Here is an 18,876-nt window from a genome sequence, read left to right on the forward strand (position 1 = left end):
ATATAGTTAATTTTAGCACTTTAATAGTTAGACTGCTAAAAAATAATTTGATTTTTCGCCTTTTAATTATTAATTGATAAAATAACTTGCATGAGATTAAGATTTGATAAAACAGCTGAAGAAAAAATTATTAATTCTTCTTTTTATGTTTCGAAAGATAATTATCCTATTCTTTTAAATGAAAATACAATTATAGAAATAGGAATGGGAAAAGGTGAAATGATTGTCGAATTAGCGAAAGCTAATCCAGAAATAATTTTTTATGGTTTAGAAAAATATCCAACAGTTGCCTATAAAGCTGTAAAAAAGGCCCAGGAATACAATTTATCTAACTTTAAATTAATTATTGATGATGCTACAAATTTGAATGAAATTTTTACTGGCAAAACTAATACAATTTGATTGACTTTTAGTGATCCATGACCTAAAGCAAGACACGAAAAAAGAAGATTAACTTATAAAACTTATTTGAATTTGTACAAAGAAATTTTAAGTGACGCTGGATTGCTAAAATTTAAAAGTGACAATGATAAACTTTATGAATTTTCTTTAGAGAGTTTTAAGGAAAATAATTGAGATTTAGTTGATTATGGAAATGATTTACATTCAAGTAAGTGAAATAAAGAAAATATAATGACGGGTTATGAGAAAAAATGAAGTTCTTTAGGAAAAAATATAAATTTTATTTTTGCTAAAATAAAAAAATCACATAATTAATTTTTTTTATTCATAAAATACTATAATATAGGCATAAAATAAAAAATTAATAAGAAAATAAATAATCTTAGAAAGGTCAAAATGACAAAAAAAGAATTCGTTGCTGAAGTAGCAAGACAATTAGAAGTTCCAGTTAGAGTAGCTGACAAATATTTTGATGCTTTTCTTTTCGTTTTGAAAGAACAATTAATCGCCGAAGATAAAGTTCAGTTATCACAATTAGGAACATTTGAAACCAAAATTAGAAGAGGACGTGATACAGTTAATCCTTTTAATAAAGAAGAAATCCACGTTCCAGAAAAACGTGTTGTTAAATTCACACCTTCAAAATATTTAAGAGAAATTGTTAACTTCTAATTTAAAAAAGGTAAAAAATCAATAATACCAGGGAAAAGTAGGGTAAGTTTAATTCCTACTTTTTTAATATTTTTATAGTGTAGAGATGATGCATTTAATTTTTCAAAATCCTTAAAGAAAAGTAAATAAAATTCATTAAAAAGACTATAAAAAAGGATAAAAAATACAATTCCTCCTTGTTTATCTATCTTTTTTAAATAATCAATTTGATGTGTCTTGAGATTAGATTTATCAATGATTTTATCTTCTGTAGTTTTTGCTTCAAACGCAATGAATTTGCCTTTAAAACACCCAATATAATCAACAGTGCTTTTTGAATATAAAAAACCATTTTTGATTTTTCCATTTTCAATTCCACTAAATTTAATTGGAACAATTTGTTTTTTAATATATGCTAAATCATTTACCGAATAATAATCAATTGTTTTGTTGATGATATTTTCTAAAAGCATTCCTCTATTTTTATTCATATTTTTTCTATTGAAAAAAAGATGAATTATGTGAAAAAAATATTTTTTGATAAAAAAAGCATATTTTTCCATTACATTAATATAAATATTATAATATTAGTCATAATATGAATATAGGTGTTGATTTGGTAAAAATTGAGCGATTTAAAAATAAAGATTTAAATTTTGCAAAAAGATTTTTAAGTAGCAAGGAATTAAATTACTTTGAAAATAAAACTTTAAAAATGGATACACAAACATTGGCTTCAATTTGGGCAATAAAAGAAGCTATTTTTAAAGCAGATAATAGTTATTTCAACTTTTCAAAAATTGAATTAACAAGAGAAAATAATCAATGATTACACCAAGAATTTGACATAAGCCTTTCACATGAAGGAGATTATGTTACAGCTATTGCACTAAAAAAGAGATAGGAGATAATATGAACTTTAATGCAAAGATGATTTTCAGTTGACCAGTTGCACTTTGATATGCTTTTAGAATGAGATCATATGCGAGAAAATACAACAAATATCCTGAACAATATACAATTCAGCAAAGAAATGATTGACTTCTAAAAAGAGCAAAATTTATTTTATGATTATTCAACGTTAAAGTCGAAGTAGAAGGATATGATGATTTACCTAAGGGACCGGTAATTTTAGCTCCAAATCACAAATCATTACTTGATTCAGTAATCATGTTAGTTGCTTTACAAAAACAAACCGGTGATGCTTCAGTAATGAATAAAGTTCCAACTTTTTTAGCTAAAAAAGAATTAGAAAATAAAAAACTAGTTAAAGCATCAATTGATTTATTAGATTCATTTTTAATTGACAGAGAAAACTTTAGACAAGCTTTTGATACTTTAAACAAATTTGGAACCTTTGTTAAAGAACAAAGAAGATATGGAATTATTTTTCCAGAGGGTACCAGAGTTAAAGGGCCTGAATTAGGAGAATTTAAAGCAGGAGCATTCAAAGTGGCATCTAGCCAATATTTACCTGTGGTTCCTGTTGCAATTTTAAATTCAGAAGATGCACTAAATAGAACACGAAAAGAAAAATTGCATGTTAAAGTTCAGTTTTTAAATCCAATTAAAGCTGGTTCAGTTATTGCTATGGAAACAAATGCTTTATCTGAAAGAGTTAAAAAATCTATTCAAGGGGCTTTAAACAATGGCAAAAACTAGTGCATATGAAACCAAAGATAAAAAATATGACATAAAACTAGAAAATTTCGACGGACCATTAGATTTATTACTTGCTTTAGTGCAAGATAAAAATATGGACATTATGGCAGTTGATGTTGCGGAATTGGCGAGCGAATACTTAAGAATTATTGAAACTTTGCAAGAAAACGAAATTGATGTAGCCGGTGATTATTTAGTTATGGCAGCAACATTGTTGGCCTTAAAAACTAAAATGTTGCTTTATACACCTGAAGAAAAACCTGAAATTGAAGAAGATAAAAGAGAAATTTTAAGAAGATTGTATGAGTATCAGCAATTTAAAGAAGTTTCAAAAGCATTAAGAGAACAAGAAGGATTAAGAAAAGAAATTTTTATTAAAAAACCAAGTGATATTGAAGAGTTTTTAATTGAAGATGATAAAAATTCTTTAGAAGGTCATTCTAATCCTTTAAAACTTATTACTACTCTAAGAAGAATGTTTGAAAGGTCTTTTGCAAATCAATTGAGAAAAACTAAATTACAACATTTTAACGTAACTCCAAAAGATCAAATTCCTTTCATTTTAAATCTTTTTGACGAACATGAAGTTGTAACTTTTGAAATGATTTTTACACAACCTTCTTTAAATCACTTTGTAATTACTTTAATGGCTATTTTAGATTTAGCAAGAAGACAAGTAATTGTTTTAAAACAAGATGAACAATTTGGCGAAATAACCTTTGAAAGAGGTCCAGAATATGAAAAATAATATTTTAGAAGCTTTACTTTATATTCAAGGAGACGAAGGACTTACACTTGAACAAGTGCAAGAAATTTTTAACTTAAAAACTAAAGCAGAAGCTAAAAAAGTAATGAACGATTTCACTAGGTACTACAATGACAAAGACGGTGCTTTAAAAGTAGTTAATTTTAATGAGGTTTATAAATTAGCAACAAGAGAAACATACAAAGAATACATTACCAAAATGGTGCAAGTTGTTAAAAAACACCGTTTATCGAATGCAGCTATTGAAGTTGCGGGAATTGTTGCTTATAAACAACCAGTCACTCGTTCAATGATTAATAATATTCGTGGGGTAGCTAGTGAGCAAGTTTTAAATACTTTACTAGTTAAAGGTGTAGTGGAAGAAGTTGGAGTTAGTCCAACTCCTGGTCATCCTGTTTTATATGGAATTACAAATAAATTCTATGATTATTTCAAAATTAAATCATTAGCAGAATTACCAAAACTAACTGAATTCAACTTTATTGATGGAGTTGAAAATGAAAATGATGATTTTAGCTTATTTGATAGTCAAAGAGGAGAATAAAACAAATAGAGGGTGTACTAGTTAGTACACCTTTATTGTTTAGGTAAAGATGAAAAAAAATAATTGAAAAAGTTATGTTATTAAAGAAAACAATGAAGGAAAAAAGTTATTTTCTTTTCTTAAAGAACTATTTGAAAATCATCCTTTAGCATTTATTTATAAGCTTCTTCGTCAAAAAGATGTTAAAGTCAATGGAGTTAGAACCAAAGATGAAAAATATAAACTTCTTCAAGGAGATGTTGTAGAAGTTTTTTATGCAAAGGAACTTTCCAAAACCAAAGAATTTGACAACAAAGATATTCAAATAAATTTTCAAATTATTTACGAAGATTCAAACATTTTATTAGTTAATAAACCAACAAAAGTTTCTGTTCATTCTGAATTTAATTGTCTTGATCATCAAGTTCTAAAATATTTATCTTACAAACATAATTTAAATGAATTCAGACCTAGTCATGTTGGAAGATTAGATAAAGAAACTAGTGGAATAATGATTTATGCAAAAAATCACTATACCTTAGTTCAATTGAACTCAAACACAAGCAAATTTGACAAAATATATGCTTTTAAGTCAGATTACAATGGCAATGATCAAGAAATTTTTTTAAATGCAGAAAAAAATTCAAAGGGATATTTGAATAATACAACAAATAAAACTAATTTAGCTTATTCACAGGCACATACAAAAATTTATCAGAAAAATAATATTTGATTTGCACAAATTTTTACTGGCAAAAAACATCAAATTAGATTATCTTTAAAAAGTTTAAACTTTCCAATTTGAGGAGATAAAAAATATGGTGGCAAAAAAGCCGACAGATTATATTTACACTGTAAAACCATAAAATTTAAAGAATTAGAAGGCAAATTGAATTACTTAAACAATAAAGAATTTACAACACCAATACCATGAGAAAGGAAATAAAATGAATAAAATTAATAAAGATTCTTTAAAATCCATAGTTTCTTCTATTATGCTAGAACCTAAAGAGGAAGTATTAGATGGAATTTTAAAAGAATGAAACGTTATTGAAGAAAATTTAAAACTTTTAGATAAGTTAAATTTGGAAAATATAGAACCAATGACACATATTGGCCAAAACAAATTAGTTGATTTTTTTAGAGAAGACGTTGTTGATATGTCTTTTGCTATTTCAAAAGAAAGCGCACTAAAAAATGCCAAAGAAAGCGACTCAAATTATATTGTTACTAAAAAGGTGGTGAAATAATGAAGGTTTTAGGAAACTTTGAAAAAGCGCTTTACGAATTAAGTAATGATAAAAATAATGCTGTTACACAACTATTTCCTTTTGAAAAATCTAGAAATATTAATGGATTATTAAATAATGCAATTTTCACAATCAAAGATAATTACGCAACGGATTGTGCATATACAAGCGCATCAAGTAGAATTCTAAACAATTTTCAAGCATCATACAATGCAACAGTAATTGACAAACTTTTAAATGCAGGAGCAATAAGAATTGCAAGGGTCAACTGTGATGAATTAGCTTTGGGAGGAACTGGAACATTTAGTGTCAATGGATTAATTAGAAATCCACTAGATAGTGAGAGATTAGCAGGGGGATCATCTTCAGGATCTATTGCAACATTAACTGAAAATATTTCATTTGCACTCGGGTCTGATACAGGAGATAGTGTAAGATTACCTGCTAGTTACTGTGGAAAAGTTGGTTTCAAGCCCTCTTATGGTGCAATAAGCAGATATGGATTGTTTGCTTATGCTTCGTCATTAGACACAGTTGCTTATTTCACACATAATGTTAATGATGCTGTTCAAATTTCCCAAATAGCCTATGGACAAGATGAAAAAGACTTTACATCTCAAAATGTAAAAATAGATAATGTGAAAAAAACAAAACCAACAAAAATAGGTGTTTTAAATGTTTCAAAATTGAATTTAATTGTTAAAAAAGAATTTGATAAATTTATTGAATTATTAAGAAGTCAAAATATAGAAATTGAAGTTATTGAACCAGACAAAAACATTTTAAATGCGATCAAACCAGTTTACGACATTATTTCATATTCAGAGGCATCTTCAAATTTATCTAATTTAAATGGAATAGCCTTTGGAAATAGACAAGATGGAGATTCTTGAGAAGAAATTATGATAAATACAAGATCTAATGGTTTTGGTAACATGGTTCAGAGAAGATTAACATTAGGAAGTTTCTTTTTACATTCTGAAAATCAAAAGGAATTATTTATTAAAGCTCAAAAAGCTAGAAGAGTGATTTCAAACTATTTAAATAGTTTACATGATAAATATGATTTTATTACTTTTCCAGCATATGCGGATGTAGCTCCTTACATTGAAAAAGAGAATGTAAATTATGGATATATGGAATATATTCTAACAGGTTCTAATTTAACAGGTAATCCATCCTTAACTATACCATTTATCAAAATAAACAATTTGCCTGTTAACTTAGCTTTAGATGCAAAAATTTATCAAGATGAAAAATTGTTATCTTATGCGTTATGAATTGAAGAGTTAATTGAAAATAACTTCAAAGGAGAAGAAAATGAATAATTTTGAAGTAATTATCGGAATTGAAATTCATTTAGAATTAAGAACTAAAACAAAAATGTTTTCTCCTGCAGCAAATGATTTTAATGCTTTACCTAATTCAAGTATTAATCAAATTGATTTAGGTTACCCTGGAACATTGCCGCTTTTAAATAAAGAAGCAGTTGTAAGCGGAATTAAATTAGCAAAAGCATTGAAGATGACAATTGATCAAGAAATGCACTTTGATCGTAAAAATTACTACTACACAGATTTGCCAAAAGGATTTCAAATTACTCAGTTTTATAGACCTATTGGTTCAAATGGTGTTTTAAAAATAAAAACTTCTCAAGGTGAAAAAGATATATCAATTGAAAGAATTCATTTAGAAGAAGATACAGCAAGGCAATATCATGAAAATGGTGAAACGAAACTTGATTATAATCGTGCTGGTGTTCCATTAATAGAAATTGTAACTAGACCAGTTTTAAGATCGAGTGAGGAAGCTGTTGCATATGTTGATATGATTAGAAAAACAGCTTTGTCTTTAGGAATTTCTGATGCTAAAATGGAAAATGGTTCATTAAGGGCCGATGTAAATATTTCCCTAAGGCCATATGGATATAATGGTTTTGGAACCAAAGTGGAAATTAAAAATATGAATACTTTTTCAAATATGAAAGCAGCAATTGATTTTGAAATTGCTTTGCAGAGTAAAAAAATATTGATGAATGAACCTATATTGCAACAAACCAAAAGGTTTGATGAAAATCTTAAAGAAAATGTTGTGATGAGAACAAAAACAGGTGAAGTTGATTATAAATATTTTCCAGAGCCAAATATTCCTATTATTGAAATAAGTAATGAATTTATAAATAATATAAAATTGAATGAATTACCTTGAGAAAAAGAAGAAAGATATATACAAAACGGAATTAATCCTATTTATGTCAATAGTTTAATTAATAATATCGATTTAGCAAATTTCTTTGATTCTATTAATTACAATGATAAAGAAAAATTATCGAAATTATTTTTTGCAGAAGTTGTTTCATTAGCAAATGCAAAAGGTGTTGAAGTAATTGATTTAGGTATTAGAAAAGAACATTTAGATCAAGCTTTAACATTTTTGGATCAAGAAGTTATTTCAGGAAAATCATTCAAAAAATTAATTACATTATTACCTAATTATTCAAATAATGAAATTAATGCATTAATAGAAGAACATAATTTAAAACAAATAAGTGATATAAATCTGATAAATTCATGAATTGAAGAAGCAATTAAAGAAAATCAAAATTCAATCAATGAATATACAAATAGACCAGAAAGAGTAATTAAACTTATTTTAGGTTATATAATGAAAATTTCTGGTGGGCAAGTTAATCCAAATATAACTAACAAATTAGTAGTTGAAAAATTAGATGAATTATTTAGTTAATAAAAAAACACAGAAAAATGGTTAAAATTCTGTGTTTTTTATTTATTATAAATGTCTATAAAAAAGATTTATTGGATAAACATAGTTAATAAAAACATTAAAAATAAAGTAAATAATAATCCATCAAATCTATCTAAAAATCCACCATGTCCTACAAAAATTTTAGAGTAATCTTTAATTCCATTCATTCTTTTAATTAGTGAGAAATATAGATCGCCTATAGCAGCAATAAAAGGGGCTGCAATAACAAAGAGAACTTGAATAACATATTTAATAATTTGATTTTGTGTTTGAAATAAATTAAAACCAAAAGTTAGTCCAGCAGTAGCAATCATTGCTCCACCAACTCCAACAATAAAACCTTCTCATGTTTTTTTAGGTGAAATTATAGGAGCTAGTGGCACTTTAATAAATTTTTTTCCAAAATATTTTCCACCAAAAAAACCAAATGTATCATGAATAACTGGAATAAGTAAAGCTGTCAATCAATATTGATATTTAAATGTTATATAAAGATTCAATGTTTTAATAGCCATTGACATTATGTAAAGAGTGACAAAAATAAATAATGCTCTTCATAGTCTATCTTTTAATGTGATTTGAGTTTTTGTTAAGTATTCTAAGGCAAAAAAAGATAAAGAAACAAAGACTAAAATAATTGGTGTGTAAAAATCTCTAGCAAAAATCTGAATAAAACTATAAATAACTGAATTCTGCGTTTGATTATTTAATTTTGAAAAATTTTGCAAACTATTTATAGAATCATTTGAGTTACCAATTGAATTTAAAGACTTAAAGGATTCCAAAGGAAAAATAACTATAACAGAAGTTATGATTGCAAACAAAAGAGCAAAATATCATTTCATTCTATGGGCTTTAAAAAGTTCAAAAAATGCCACAGACATTAATAAATAAGTAACAATAAATGAAACTATTCTAGCACTACTTTCTTTAGGAGAAAATAAAGAAACAGGAATTAAAAAAGCAAGTCCCAAAAGCGCAAGAATAATTGCGGGAATAATTCTTTCTTTAAGTAATTTCATGTTAATGATTATACTTAAAAATGTTTTTTTTGCTTTTAAAAGTGATTTTTAGGCCAAAAGTACTATTAATTAATGCAGAAAATTTCACTTTTAATGTAATATATTACATAATATATTTATATTAAATATAATTAAATTAACATTTAGACATTATCGAGGTAGTTGTGAAATATAAGAGAATTTTAATCAAACTTTCCGGTGAAGGACTAGTAAATAAAGAAAAAAGGCTTGCAATTGATTATGATATTGTTGAAAAAATTGCATTGCAATTAAAAGAAATCATTAAATTAGGTATTCAAGTTAGCGTTGTAATTGGTGGTGGTAATTTTTGAAGAGGAGCAAGTGCTGAAAAGAATGGAATCCCAAGAAATAGGGCTGATTATATTGGAATGTTAGCTACTATTATGAACGGATTAGCCCTAAAAAGTGGGTTTGAAAAAGTGGGTTTAAAAGCAAGAGTTCAATCATCAATTTCAATTGATCAAAAAGTTGCTGAAAATTACATTAACGAAAAAACAATCAAATATCTTGAAGAGGGAGAAATTGTTATTTTTGTAGGTGGTACAGGAAGACCATACTTTACAACTGATACTGCTGCAACACTTTTTGCATCAGAAATTAAAGCAGAAGTAATTTTAATGGGCAAAAATGGTGTTGAAGGAATTTATGACAAAGATCCTAAGAGCAACCCTGATGCAAAAAGATATGAAACAATAACTTATGATGAAATTTTAGATAAAAAACTTCAAGTTATGGATTTAACTGCTACAAGCATGGCTAGAGACAATAACATTAATTTAATTGTATTTAACATTTTAGAACCAGATGCAATTTTAAAAGCTTTAAACGGCGAAATTAAACACACAGAGGTAACAAAATAATGGAATTAGATTTATATTTAACTCAATTTATGGAAGAAGCAGAAAAGGCTGTAAATCATTATGCTTTTGAACTTTCAAAAATTTCAACAGGGCGTGCAAATCCACAAATTATTAAAGGTGTAAAAATTAATTATTATGAAACAATGACACCACTTGATGAATTAGCTAACATCTCAGTACCTGAAGCACAACAATTATTGATTAAACCATTTGATGTGTCTTCAACTAAAGAAATTGCCAAAGCAATTTTAGCTGAAAATTTAGGTGTTTCAGTAGCTGATGAAGGTAATCAAGTAAGATTAACCTTTCCTGCTCTAACAACTGAACGTCGTAAAGAGATGGTTAAAAATTTAAGTAAATATACAGAACAAGCTAAAGTTGGAATAAGAAATGCACGTCAAAATGTAAACAAACACATTAAAGCGGATGAAGAATTATCTGAAGACGAACAAAAAAGATATTTAGATGAAATTCAAAAACATACTGATGAAAGAATTTCACATATCGATCAAATGACAAAAGTAAAAGAAAAAGAATTATTAGCAGTTTAGAAAAATAATAAGCATAATTTGCTTATTATTTTTTATAATTGAGATACTTAATGCAAAGAAGGGAGATCTATGTTTAATCAGTGAGAAGATTCTAAATTATTTTCTAGATGATCAATTAGAAAAATTACCTTCATAGGCATTTTAATTGCTATTTCTGTTGTGTTTTTAGTAATTTTAGCTACTTTAGTACCAATTGCAAGCATTCCTTCTTACAAAATTAGTGTAATTGGATTACCTGTAAAAATTACCGGATTCATATTTGGCCCAATAGTTGGGGGAATTGTTGGATTAATAAGTGACTTACTTGCTTTTTTATTCGTACCCAATATTTATAATCCTCTTTATACTCTAGCAACAATGGTAGATGGAATAATTGCTGGAATTATTGGTTGATTATTTTTAAAAGTTTTTAAATACTATTTTGGCGGAAGATTCAGAGATTCTGTTTATGAGCTTAAAATAGTTAAATTAGAAAAAAAATTGATTGAAGCAAAAATAAACAATTGAAGTGAAGAAAAAATTGCAAAACTTGAAAACAAAATAATTTATTTTAATGAAAACCGAAAAAAAATAAGAGTTTTGGGAACAAAAAATATTTTATTAAACTTTTATGCTGTGATTTCAACATTAATTCTGATGACAATTATTTTCTTTGTTATTTGACTAATAGGATGAAAAACATCACAAGCAACAATTGATAAAGGAATTATTAAAAGTAAAATAGGTTTATTAACCTTGATGGTTTCAGGTTATAGTGTGATGATTGTGTTTATTTGAATTGCTAGATTTAAAATGAAAAATAAACACTTTTTAGTAATTGTACCGATTGTTATTTTTTCAGCTTTAATTGAATTAATTAATATACCACTTTTATCTTTTGCAGATGCAACAAGTCTTTCAAACGATGGACAATCAATTTTTGTTTATGTTTTCCAACATACCTTATTTAGTCCCATAAAAATTTGATTTAACATGTTTGTAATTTTCTTTACCTACAATATTATCAATCCTTTAGTAAACAAAAATAATGGAATAATGTATTAAATTATGACAACAACTCAAATTATTTTTTTTGTTTTGTCTATACTTGGATTTGTTTTAATCTCATCTTTTTTGTTTTTTACTGTTATAACAATTAGAGCACATTCAAAACCATTCTGAGTTAAACAAAATTTATTAGCAGCACTAGCGGCTCAAATTTTAAATATATTTCTATTTGGATTAACTATTCCGGCATTCATTACTATAGTAATACCGTTTTTTGATAGTTATGATAATGATATTTTACTAGGAACAGGAATAGCCTCTTTGATGATTTTTATTTTTGTTGGAATGATAGCAATTTCATTTTTAGGGCATTTTTTATACTTTTTATTTAATTACATCTTTGCTGATAAAAAAACATTTTTAAGACTAAAAAATATAGATAAAGAAAAAATAAAAAACAAAAATCCTGAAGAAATAAAATTTCATACCTTAAGATTTTATGCTGCTTTTAATAAGACTAAATTAAATCCAATTGGAAATTTAGATTTAGAAAGTTCTTTAAATAAATTAAAATTTTTAAGTAGATTTCATAAAGAATTTTTCATAATTCTTTGAGCAACTTATCTTGCACATAATAAATGATTTAACACTATAGAAAATAAAGAAGAACTAAAATTAAGCTGCGAAGAAAAATTTTATTTTTCTTTAAAAGCAGCAATTAATTTTCTTGAAAAAGAAAAACAATATAACATTAAAAATTTTTTGAAATATATTGAGAAAAAATAACTTGATAAAAGTTATTTTTTATTTTCAAAAAATAAAAAATAGCCCAAAATGAGCTATTTAGTAAATGCTGAGGCTAATTATGCTTGAGCTTTAGCTTTTTGTTCGTTAACAAATTTGTCTAAACGAGATGACTTTCTAGCACCTTTATTTGGGTGGAAAGTACCTTTTTGAACAGCAGTAGCAATCATTGAATGAGCTTTTGCAACTAATTCATTTGCATTAGCGTCATTAGCTAAAACTGCTTCTCTTGCAGCTCTAATTGCTTTACGAACACGAGTTTTCATAGCATTGTTACGAAGTCTGAATTCTTCCATTTTAGCAATGCTTCTAACTTTAGATTTAATATTTGCCATTTTAGCCTCCCTTTTTCTTAAATTGGTTAATCAATAGTGATTAACGTGAAAAATCTTTTTAATTATACATAAAAAGAAATATTCCAAAATATATTTTTTATCTGTGCTATACTTACTATAGCGTGTTTAATATTTTCACGAGTTGCAGTCATGCAACTCTTTGTTATTTTTAAGGGGAAAAATGAATTGAAAAGAAATTTTGCAGAAAGAATTTGGAAACGATGTTTTTGATGCAAAGATTGAAAAAGAAGACGGAATTACTTTTTTATTTGTTACTTCAAGCTATTCTGACATGAATCAAGTTGAAGAATTAGCGAAAAAGATTTCTGATTTTTTGGATTTAAATTATGAGAATAAAATGAATTTTGATTCACTTTCAGTGCAATCAAAAGGAGTTAAATTGGTCTATGAAATAGATGAATTAGGTGAATTAATTAATAAATTTATTGAGGTAAATTTAATTAAAAATTTAAATAAACAAGAAAAATTTATTGGTAAATTACTTGAGGTGAATGAAGATTCAATTTTAGTTGAGTGAAATGCTAAAGGTCAATTTAGAAAACAAGTAATTGAAAAAACAAATATTAAAAAAGTTGAAAAACATATCAAATTTTAGGAGAAATTATGTCAAAAATTAAAAGCCCAACCAATGATAAAGATTACTCAAAACTTTTATATAAATCAATCAAACTTTATAGTGAAACAACAAAATTGCCATTAGAAAAAATGATTGAAATCTTTAATGAAGAAACAACTAAAATCATTAATAAAAAAATTGATCCTGATGCTGTAATTCTTTTTGAAGTAGATGAAAAAAAGGAAATGGTGAACAGCTACAATGCTAACTGTTTAGTTGTTGAAGATGAGGAATTTGAAAATTTAGATGATGCTAGTTTTGCCTTGTTTAATATTTCATTAACAGATGCTAAAAAAAATAATAAAAATGTGCAAGTTGGAGATTGAGTAAAAACAAAAATCAATTTAAATGTTTTAGCGGAAGATCCAGAACACAAAAATGTTTTAAAAATTATTCTTCAATCATTAATTCATGGTATTAAAACTTTCCAAAAAACAGTAATTTTCGAAAAATATTCAAAATTAATTGGTGAAAAAATTTGAGTTGAATGTACTTCAAAAAATAACGATGGTTCATGAAATGTAAAAGTTAAAGATGATAATGCTACAGCTCATTTACCTCATCAAATGATTAGTAAAAATAGAGATATTCAACCAGGACAAAGATTAGAAGTAGTAATTGAAGATGTTAAAGAAACTTCTAAATTGAGTCAAATTAGAGTTTCATTAGATTCACCAAAAATGGTGGAAAAAGAATTAATGGAAAATATTCCTGAAATTGCTGAAGGGCTAATTGAGATAGTTAAAATCTATAGAAGTCCAGGAGAAAGAACTAAAGTTGCTGTTAGAAAAACAAACAAATCAGAAGCTGCTTTTGACTTACAAGGCGCAATTATAGGTGCTCAAGGAGAAAGAATTAAAAAAGTAAGCGAAAAATTAAATAATGAAAGAATTGACATTATTGAATATAGTAGTGATATTAAACAATATATTATTAATGCAATGTCACCGGGAAAAATTGTTGATGTTGTTGCTAAAAAGAATGATGACAAAAACAAGCACTATTATGTAATAGTTGAAGATGATAATGCTAAATTAACCGTTGCAATAGGAAGCAAAGGAATTAATGTTAAATTAGCTTCTAATTTGACTGAAACTTTCTTAGATGTTAAAAGTACCAAAGCAGCAGATGAATTAGGTTTAATTTACGATAAAAGTAATATTGGTAAATTGGATGCAAAAGTCGAAAAAGTTGTTGAAAGAAAATTACCAAAAAGAAAATCTCGCCCATTTGAAACCGCACATGTTACTATGGCTTCATTTGATAATGATGTTGCAGCCTTTGAATTAGAAGAACAAGAAACTTTAAATATGAATTCTGATTGAGATTTTGAAGAGTTATTTACTAAATATAATGAAAAAATTTCAGAAATAAATAAAGTAGAAGATAATGATCAAGAATTAAAAGAAGAATTAGTAAAAGAAACTAAACAAGATATTGAGGACTATAAAAAAGCTAAAAAAGTTGTAATTGAAGACTTTAAAGTTGATAGTGATTTAGCTAATTTTGGATTAGATGGTGACATTGATTTAAGTGAATTTGATGATGAAGACTGAAACTAAAAGAAAATGTTTTATTTCAAATGAATTTTATTCAACACAAGAATTACTAAGATTTAATTACAACAAGAAAACAAATGAAATAGTTTTAGATTTAAATAATGAATTAAAAGGTAGGGGAGCATATTTTTATCCTACTCAAACAAATTGAAATTTAATAGTTAAAAATAAAGGATTAAATAGAGCTTTTAGAACTAATGTTTCGCGGGAAACATATACAAAAATTAGTGAGCAATTGGAGGAATTAAAATGTCTAAAATAAAGAGATTAAGTAATACAGAAGAAGTTAAGGCACAATTATCAAATACTAAAACAGAAATTAAAGAAGGTGTATTCATTTTCACAAATAAAATGCCGTTAGGTGAATTTGCAGCAAAAATAAAAATTAATCCTAATGAATTAATTAAATATTTTCTTTTAAAAGGAAAGATGTACACAATTAATCAAGTAATTGAAGAAGAAGAAATTGCGGAAGTTTGTGTAGAAAAAGGATTAGATTTCAAAAAAGAAGAAAATGTCGATGCAGGGAACTTTTTAAATGCTGTGAAATTTGAAGATGATGAAAAACTTTTAACAAAAAGACCGCCAGTTGTTACAATCATGGGACACGTTGATCATGGTAAAACAACTTTGATTGACTATATTCGTAAAACTAAAGTTGCTTTAACAGAAAGTTCAGGTATAACACAACATACAGGTGCTTATCAAGCTGAACATAAAAATAATAAAATTACATTTATCGATACTCCAGGACATGAAGCCTTTTCTGAAATGAGATCAAGGGGCGCGAAAATTACAGATTTGATTGTTTTAGTTGTGGCTGCAGATGATGGAGTTATGCCACAAACAAAAGAAGCTATAAATTTAGCTAAAGAAACAAATGCACCATTGATAGTATTTGTAAACAAGATGGACAAACCAACCAAAAATCTTGAAAGAATTAAGTTAGAACTGTCTTCAAACGACTTAGTTATAGAAGAATTTGGTGGAGATACAGCTGTTGTTTATGGATCCGCAAAAACAGGACAAGGAATTGAAGAATTGTTGGAACAAATTATTCTAACTACCGATATTATGGATTTAAAAGCAAATCCAAATAGATATCCAGTTGGAACAGTTATTGAAAGTAAAATCGATAGAGGAGTAGGAACTGTTGCTACTTTAATTGTGGAAACAGGAACTTTGATGAAAGGCGATTTTATTGTTGCTGGTTCTTCATACGGAAGAGTAAAAGCATTAATTTCTTCATCAAATGGACAACTAATTGAAAAGGCAACTCCAGGAATGCCTGTAATTGTAACTGGTTTAAATATTCCGCCATTAGCAGGTGATAGATTTATTGGTTTCGAAGATGAAAAATTCGCCAAAAAATTAGCTCAAGAAAAAGCTCAAATTGATAAAAATAGAGAATTATTTAATAAAAGCTCAAATTTAACTGCTGTTGATGATTCTAGAAAAGTTATTAACATTATTATTCGTTCTGATGTTCAAGGTACAGCGGAAGCTTTAAAAACTTCAATTGATGGAATGAGTAATGACGATGCAGTTGTAAAAGTTATTGCAGCACAAGCTGGTGAAGTTTCAAATAATGATTTACTTTTAGCACAAGCTTCAAATGCTTTAATTATTAATTTTAATAACAAACCATCAGCAAATATTAAACAAATGGCAAAACAAAACAAAATTAAATTAGCCTACTACAATGTAGTTTTCAAAGCAATGGAAGATATTCAAGTTTTATTAGATGCAGAAAGATCAGTTGTTTATGAAGATAGAAAAATTGGATCAGCTATTGTTATTAAATTATTTAAATACTCAAAAGTTGGAACTATTGCAGGATGCATGGTTGAAGAAGGCCTTGTAAAAGCAAATGCTAAAGTAAAAGTTATACGTAAGAAAAAAGTAGTTCATGAGGGTGTAATTGAAACTTTAAAAAGAGAATTAAATGATGTAAAAGAAGTTGAAGTTGGCAAAGATTTTGGTACACATATTAGAAAATTCAATGATGTGCTTGTTGATGATATTTTAGAATTTTATGAAAGTGTGGCTGTTCCATTTAAGCCATCAAAATAATTAAATAAGGAACCAAATGCATTTAGAAAAATATATTCGTAATGTGGAAGATTTTCCAAAAAAAGGAATTAATTTTAAGGATATTTCTCCTTTACTAGCTAACGGCGAAGCTCTCTTTTACACTATTAAAACAATGGCTGATTATGCGAACGACTGCGATATTATTGTAGGTCCTGACGCAAGAGGATTCTTATTTGGAACACCAACAGCAGCGTTTCTTAAAAAACCTTTTATCATGGTAAGAAAACCGGGAAAATTACCAGGAGAAGTTATTGCTCGTCAATATGATTTAGAGTATGGTTCAAATACTTTAGAAATTCAAAAAGGTTTTATTCAACCAGGTCAAACAGTAGCAATTGTTGATGATGTTTTAGCAACAGGCGGAACGACCAAAGCCATTATTAAGTTGCTCCAAGAACAAGGGGCAATTGTTAAAAAAGTAATTTTACTTTTAGAATTAGAAGATCTTAAAGGAAGAGATCTTCTTTCAGAAGACAATATTGAAATTATTTCATTAGTAAAAAGTTAAAAATGTTCAAACTTAAAAAAGAAAAAAAACCAATTAGTTTTACTATTTACAATATTGTTTTTCTTGCTGTCTATTTAAGTTTATTTCTTATATCTAGTTTTACTATCTATTTTGGTTATATCCCTTTACCAACAACAACTCTAACTTATCTTCCTATTATAGTTATTGTTGCTACTTTTCATTTAGGCATGAAAGGTGGAATATTTAGTGGTTTTGGCTTTGGTTTTAGTTCTTGAATTGCTGCTATGATAGTTGGAGCAGTGGCTTATCAATACATTGATATTTCAATTTTACCAAGATTCATTTTAGGAATATTAGTAGCTATAATTTACAAATTGATACGAGGAGATAAAAAAATAAAACTTTGAAAATTTATTCTTCTTACAACTTTAGCTCCTATTTTAAATATTGTTTTAGTTCTTTCTGCTAGATACTTACATCACTCAATTTCACCTCTAAAAGGTGTTTTACCAGTTAAAGAATGAATCATCACTCATCCATTTAACATCAGTTTAGAACCAACAATTGGTTTAGTCTTAGGATTGTTGCTATATCCTTTAATTAAGTATTTAAGAAAATCTTATTTACAAAAACAAAACTATTTATATTCAGATACTCCTTCACATGTGATTAAAGGAAGAAGAGACAAAGGTTTTTTAACTTTTGCATATGTATTTTTAACGATTTTGATAGGTTTTTTTGTCTATTCAGTTGTCAATATTTATAATAGTGTAAATATACAAAATGAAACTAAAGCGCAAAGTAATATAAAATATAATTGAACTGAACAATATGACAAACCACTGGGAGAATACTTTGTTGAAAAAAATATTTTTCTTCAACAAAGTATGGAATTATCGAACTTTTTAAAACAAGTTGATAATAGACTATTCAAAAACAATGGTGATGAATCAGTTAATCTAAATGATTTAAATACTTCAACAAGTGAAAATTTTAAGAATGAATTAGAAAAAATAAAAACCATTCTTATTGATTTGAAAAGAGAATTAAATTTTGATGAAAATGCTTATGAAAAAGTTGAAGAAGAAAATTTAAAGTTAAGAAAAGAATTTAATATCAAATATATAGGCAACAAACATGTAGTTAATTTATTTGTATATGAAAATCAAAAAATATTTTCTAACGAAATTTATACAAAAATTGCTGATTTAAAGATAAATTTGAAAAATTCAATTAAAAAGTATATAGAAATTTTAAGTAATTTTAATGAAGACGATTTAATGAAAATTTTTAATGAAACTGAAAGAGAATTAAATAATTTTGTTTTAGTTTTAGAAAAAAATCAACTTTGATTTAAAAAAGCACTCCAAGACTTATTCTATGAAAAATTTAATTTTTTCGCAATTAAATAAGGCAAAAAAGCCTTGTTTTTTTTTTTTTTTTTTAGAAAGCATATAATATTGACATAACTAGTATTAATAATATGAATATGAATTAGTTTAAAAAAATACAAGCAA

At 26.6% G+C, this 18,876-nt stretch carries 23 protein-coding genes; 20 read left to right on the top strand and 3 right to left on the bottom strand.

Features of this window, described 5'->3' with window-relative positions; all coding sequences use genetic code 4:
- The first annotated feature begins 90 nt into the window (after positions 1–90).
- Positions 91–717 carry a tRNA (guanosine(46)-N7)-methyltransferase TrmB gene (gene trmB, locus EXC37_RS00160; protein WP_029892027.1) on the top strand — a complete coding sequence of 209 codons (627 nt, stop codon included), beginning with the start codon at positions 91–93 and terminating at the stop codon, positions 715–717.
- 81 nt (positions 718–798) lie between these two features.
- Positions 799–1,074, top strand: coding sequence for an HU family DNA-binding protein (locus tag EXC37_RS00165; RefSeq protein ID WP_006608421.1), 276 nt, complete (start codon positions 799–801; stop codon positions 1,072–1,074).
- On the opposite strand, the gene recU is transcribed toward EXC37_RS00165, so the two are convergent.
- The gene (gene recU / locus EXC37_RS00170) at positions 1,071–1,544 is read right to left on the bottom strand and encodes a Holliday junction resolvase RecU (protein WP_029892026.1); all 474 of its coding nucleotides are present in this window, start codon (positions 1,542–1,544) and stop codon (positions 1,071–1,073) included. The two genes, EXC37_RS00165 and recU, sit on opposite strands and share 4 nt — an antisense overlap.
- 107 nt (positions 1,545–1,651) lie before the next feature.
- Between recU and EXC37_RS00175 the strand changes: the two genes are divergently transcribed.
- From EXC37_RS00175 to gatB, 8 genes are read left to right on the top strand one after another with little or no spacing between them, the layout of a single operon-like run.
- Complete coding sequence (locus EXC37_RS00175; protein WP_029892025.1) at positions 1,652–1,957, top strand: holo-ACP synthase; 306 nt, start codon at positions 1,652–1,654, stop codon at positions 1,955–1,957.
- 8 nt (positions 1,958–1,965) lie between these two features.
- Complete coding sequence (locus EXC37_RS00180) at positions 1,966–2,715, top strand: lysophospholipid acyltransferase family protein (RefSeq protein WP_029892024.1); 750 nt, start codon at positions 1,966–1,968, stop codon at positions 2,713–2,715.
- Positions 2,702–3,463: a segregation/condensation protein A gene (locus EXC37_RS00185; protein ID WP_029892023.1), complete on the top strand. Its 762-nt coding sequence runs from the start codon at positions 2,702–2,704 to the stop codon at positions 3,461–3,463. Before EXC37_RS00180 ends, EXC37_RS00185 begins: the two co-directional genes overlap by 14 nt.
- Entirely contained in the window at positions 3,453–4,025 is a 573-nt protein-coding gene (gene scpB / locus EXC37_RS00190) for an SMC-Scp complex subunit ScpB (protein ID WP_006608426.1), read from the top strand. Before EXC37_RS00185 ends, scpB begins: the two co-directional genes overlap by 11 nt.
- A gap of 49 nt (positions 4,026–4,074) precedes the next feature.
- Positions 4,075–4,950: a pseudouridine synthase gene (locus EXC37_RS00195; protein ID WP_029892022.1), complete on the top strand. Its 876-nt coding sequence runs from the start codon at positions 4,075–4,077 to the stop codon at positions 4,948–4,950.
- Position 4,951: 1 nt separating this feature from the next.
- Positions 4,952–5,254 (top strand): Asp-tRNA(Asn)/Glu-tRNA(Gln) amidotransferase subunit GatC, encoded by a 303-nt coding sequence (locus tag EXC37_RS00200; protein ID WP_029892021.1) that lies wholly within the window; start codon positions 4,952–4,954, stop codon positions 5,252–5,254.
- On the top strand, positions 5,254–6,582 hold the full coding sequence (locus tag EXC37_RS00205; protein ID WP_029892020.1) for an amidase family protein: 1,329 nt from the start codon (positions 5,254–5,256) through the stop codon (positions 6,580–6,582). Before EXC37_RS00200 ends, EXC37_RS00205 begins: the two co-directional genes overlap by 1 nt.
- A complete protein-coding gene (gatB, locus tag EXC37_RS00210; protein WP_029892019.1) occupies positions 6,575–7,999 on the top strand; it encodes an Asp-tRNA(Asn)/Glu-tRNA(Gln) amidotransferase subunit GatB in 1,425 nt (474 codons plus the stop codon). The genes EXC37_RS00205 and gatB overlap by 8 nt, the downstream gene beginning before the upstream one ends.
- A gap of 68 nt (positions 8,000–8,067) precedes the next feature.
- On the opposite strand, the gene EXC37_RS00215 is transcribed toward gatB, so the two are convergent.
- On the bottom strand, positions 8,068–9,042 hold the full coding sequence (locus tag EXC37_RS00215) for a phosphatidate cytidylyltransferase (RefSeq protein WP_051660718.1): 975 nt from the start codon (positions 9,040–9,042) through the stop codon (positions 8,068–8,070).
- A gap of 164 nt (positions 9,043–9,206) precedes the next feature.
- Here EXC37_RS00215 and pyrH point away from each other — a divergent pair, with 164 nt between their 5' ends.
- The 4 genes from pyrH to EXC37_RS00235 all read left to right on the top strand — a co-directional run bounded on the left by pyrH (position 9,207) and on the right by EXC37_RS00235 (position 12,247).
- Positions 9,207–9,923 carry a UMP kinase gene (gene pyrH, locus EXC37_RS00220; protein WP_006608432.1) on the top strand — a complete coding sequence of 239 codons (717 nt, stop codon included), beginning with the start codon at positions 9,207–9,209 and terminating at the stop codon, positions 9,921–9,923.
- Positions 9,923–10,474, top strand: coding sequence for a ribosome recycling factor (gene frr, locus EXC37_RS00225; RefSeq protein WP_006608433.1), 552 nt, complete (start codon positions 9,923–9,925; stop codon positions 10,472–10,474). The genes pyrH and frr overlap by 1 nt, the downstream gene beginning before the upstream one ends.
- Before the next feature lie 69 nt (positions 10,475–10,543).
- The gene (locus tag EXC37_RS00230) at positions 10,544–11,518 is read left to right on the top strand and encodes an ECF transporter S component (RefSeq protein ID WP_006608434.1); all 975 of its coding nucleotides are present in this window, start codon (positions 10,544–10,546) and stop codon (positions 11,516–11,518) included.
- A 3-nt stretch (positions 11,519–11,521) separates the two neighbouring features.
- Positions 11,522–12,247, top strand: a complete 726-nt coding sequence (locus EXC37_RS00235) for a hypothetical protein (protein WP_029892016.1) — start codon at positions 11,522–11,524, stop codon at positions 12,245–12,247.
- Between the two features lie 77 nt (positions 12,248–12,324).
- Here EXC37_RS00235 and rpsT read toward each other — a convergent pair whose 3' ends face one another.
- Positions 12,325–12,600 carry a 30S ribosomal protein S20 gene (gene rpsT / locus EXC37_RS00240; protein WP_029892015.1) on the bottom strand — a complete coding sequence of 92 codons (276 nt, stop codon included), beginning with the start codon at positions 12,598–12,600 and terminating at the stop codon, positions 12,325–12,327.
- 181 nt (positions 12,601–12,781) lie between these two features.
- Between rpsT and EXC37_RS00245 the strand changes: the two genes are divergently transcribed.
- Genes EXC37_RS00245 through EXC37_RS00270 form a run of 6 tightly spaced genes read left to right on the top strand, consistent with a single transcriptional unit; the run spans position 12,782 to position 18,771 of the window.
- On the top strand, positions 12,782–13,216 hold the full coding sequence (locus tag EXC37_RS00245) for a ribosome assembly cofactor RimP (protein WP_029892014.1): 435 nt from the start codon (positions 12,782–12,784) through the stop codon (positions 13,214–13,216).
- An 8-nt stretch (positions 13,217–13,224) separates the two neighbouring features.
- Positions 13,225–14,799 (top strand): transcription termination/antitermination protein NusA, encoded by a 1,575-nt coding sequence (gene nusA, locus EXC37_RS00250; RefSeq protein WP_051660717.1) that lies wholly within the window; start codon positions 13,225–13,227, stop codon positions 14,797–14,799.
- Complete coding sequence (locus tag EXC37_RS00255; protein ID WP_029892012.1) at positions 14,780–15,058, top strand: YlxR family protein; 279 nt, start codon at positions 14,780–14,782, stop codon at positions 15,056–15,058. Before nusA ends, EXC37_RS00255 begins: the two co-directional genes overlap by 20 nt.
- Entirely contained in the window at positions 15,040–16,869 is a 1,830-nt protein-coding gene (gene infB / locus EXC37_RS00260) for a translation initiation factor IF-2 (RefSeq protein ID WP_029892011.1), read from the top strand. The genes EXC37_RS00255 and infB overlap by 19 nt, the downstream gene beginning before the upstream one ends.
- A 16-nt stretch (positions 16,870–16,885) precedes the next feature.
- On the top strand, positions 16,886–17,398 hold the full coding sequence (locus tag EXC37_RS00265; RefSeq protein WP_029892010.1) for an adenine phosphoribosyltransferase: 513 nt from the start codon (positions 16,886–16,888) through the stop codon (positions 17,396–17,398).
- 2 nt (positions 17,399–17,400) lie between these two features.
- On the top strand, positions 17,401–18,771 hold the full coding sequence (locus EXC37_RS00270) for an ECF transporter S component (RefSeq protein WP_051660716.1): 1,371 nt from the start codon (positions 17,401–17,403) through the stop codon (positions 18,769–18,771).
- The last annotated feature ends 105 nt before the right edge of the window (positions 18,772–18,876 follow it).

The sequence above is a fragment of the Mycoplasmopsis columbina genome, from assembly GCF_900660685.1.
Lineage (GTDB): Bacteria > Bacillota_I > Bacilli_A > Mycoplasmatales > Metamycoplasmataceae > Mycoplasmopsis > Mycoplasmopsis columbina.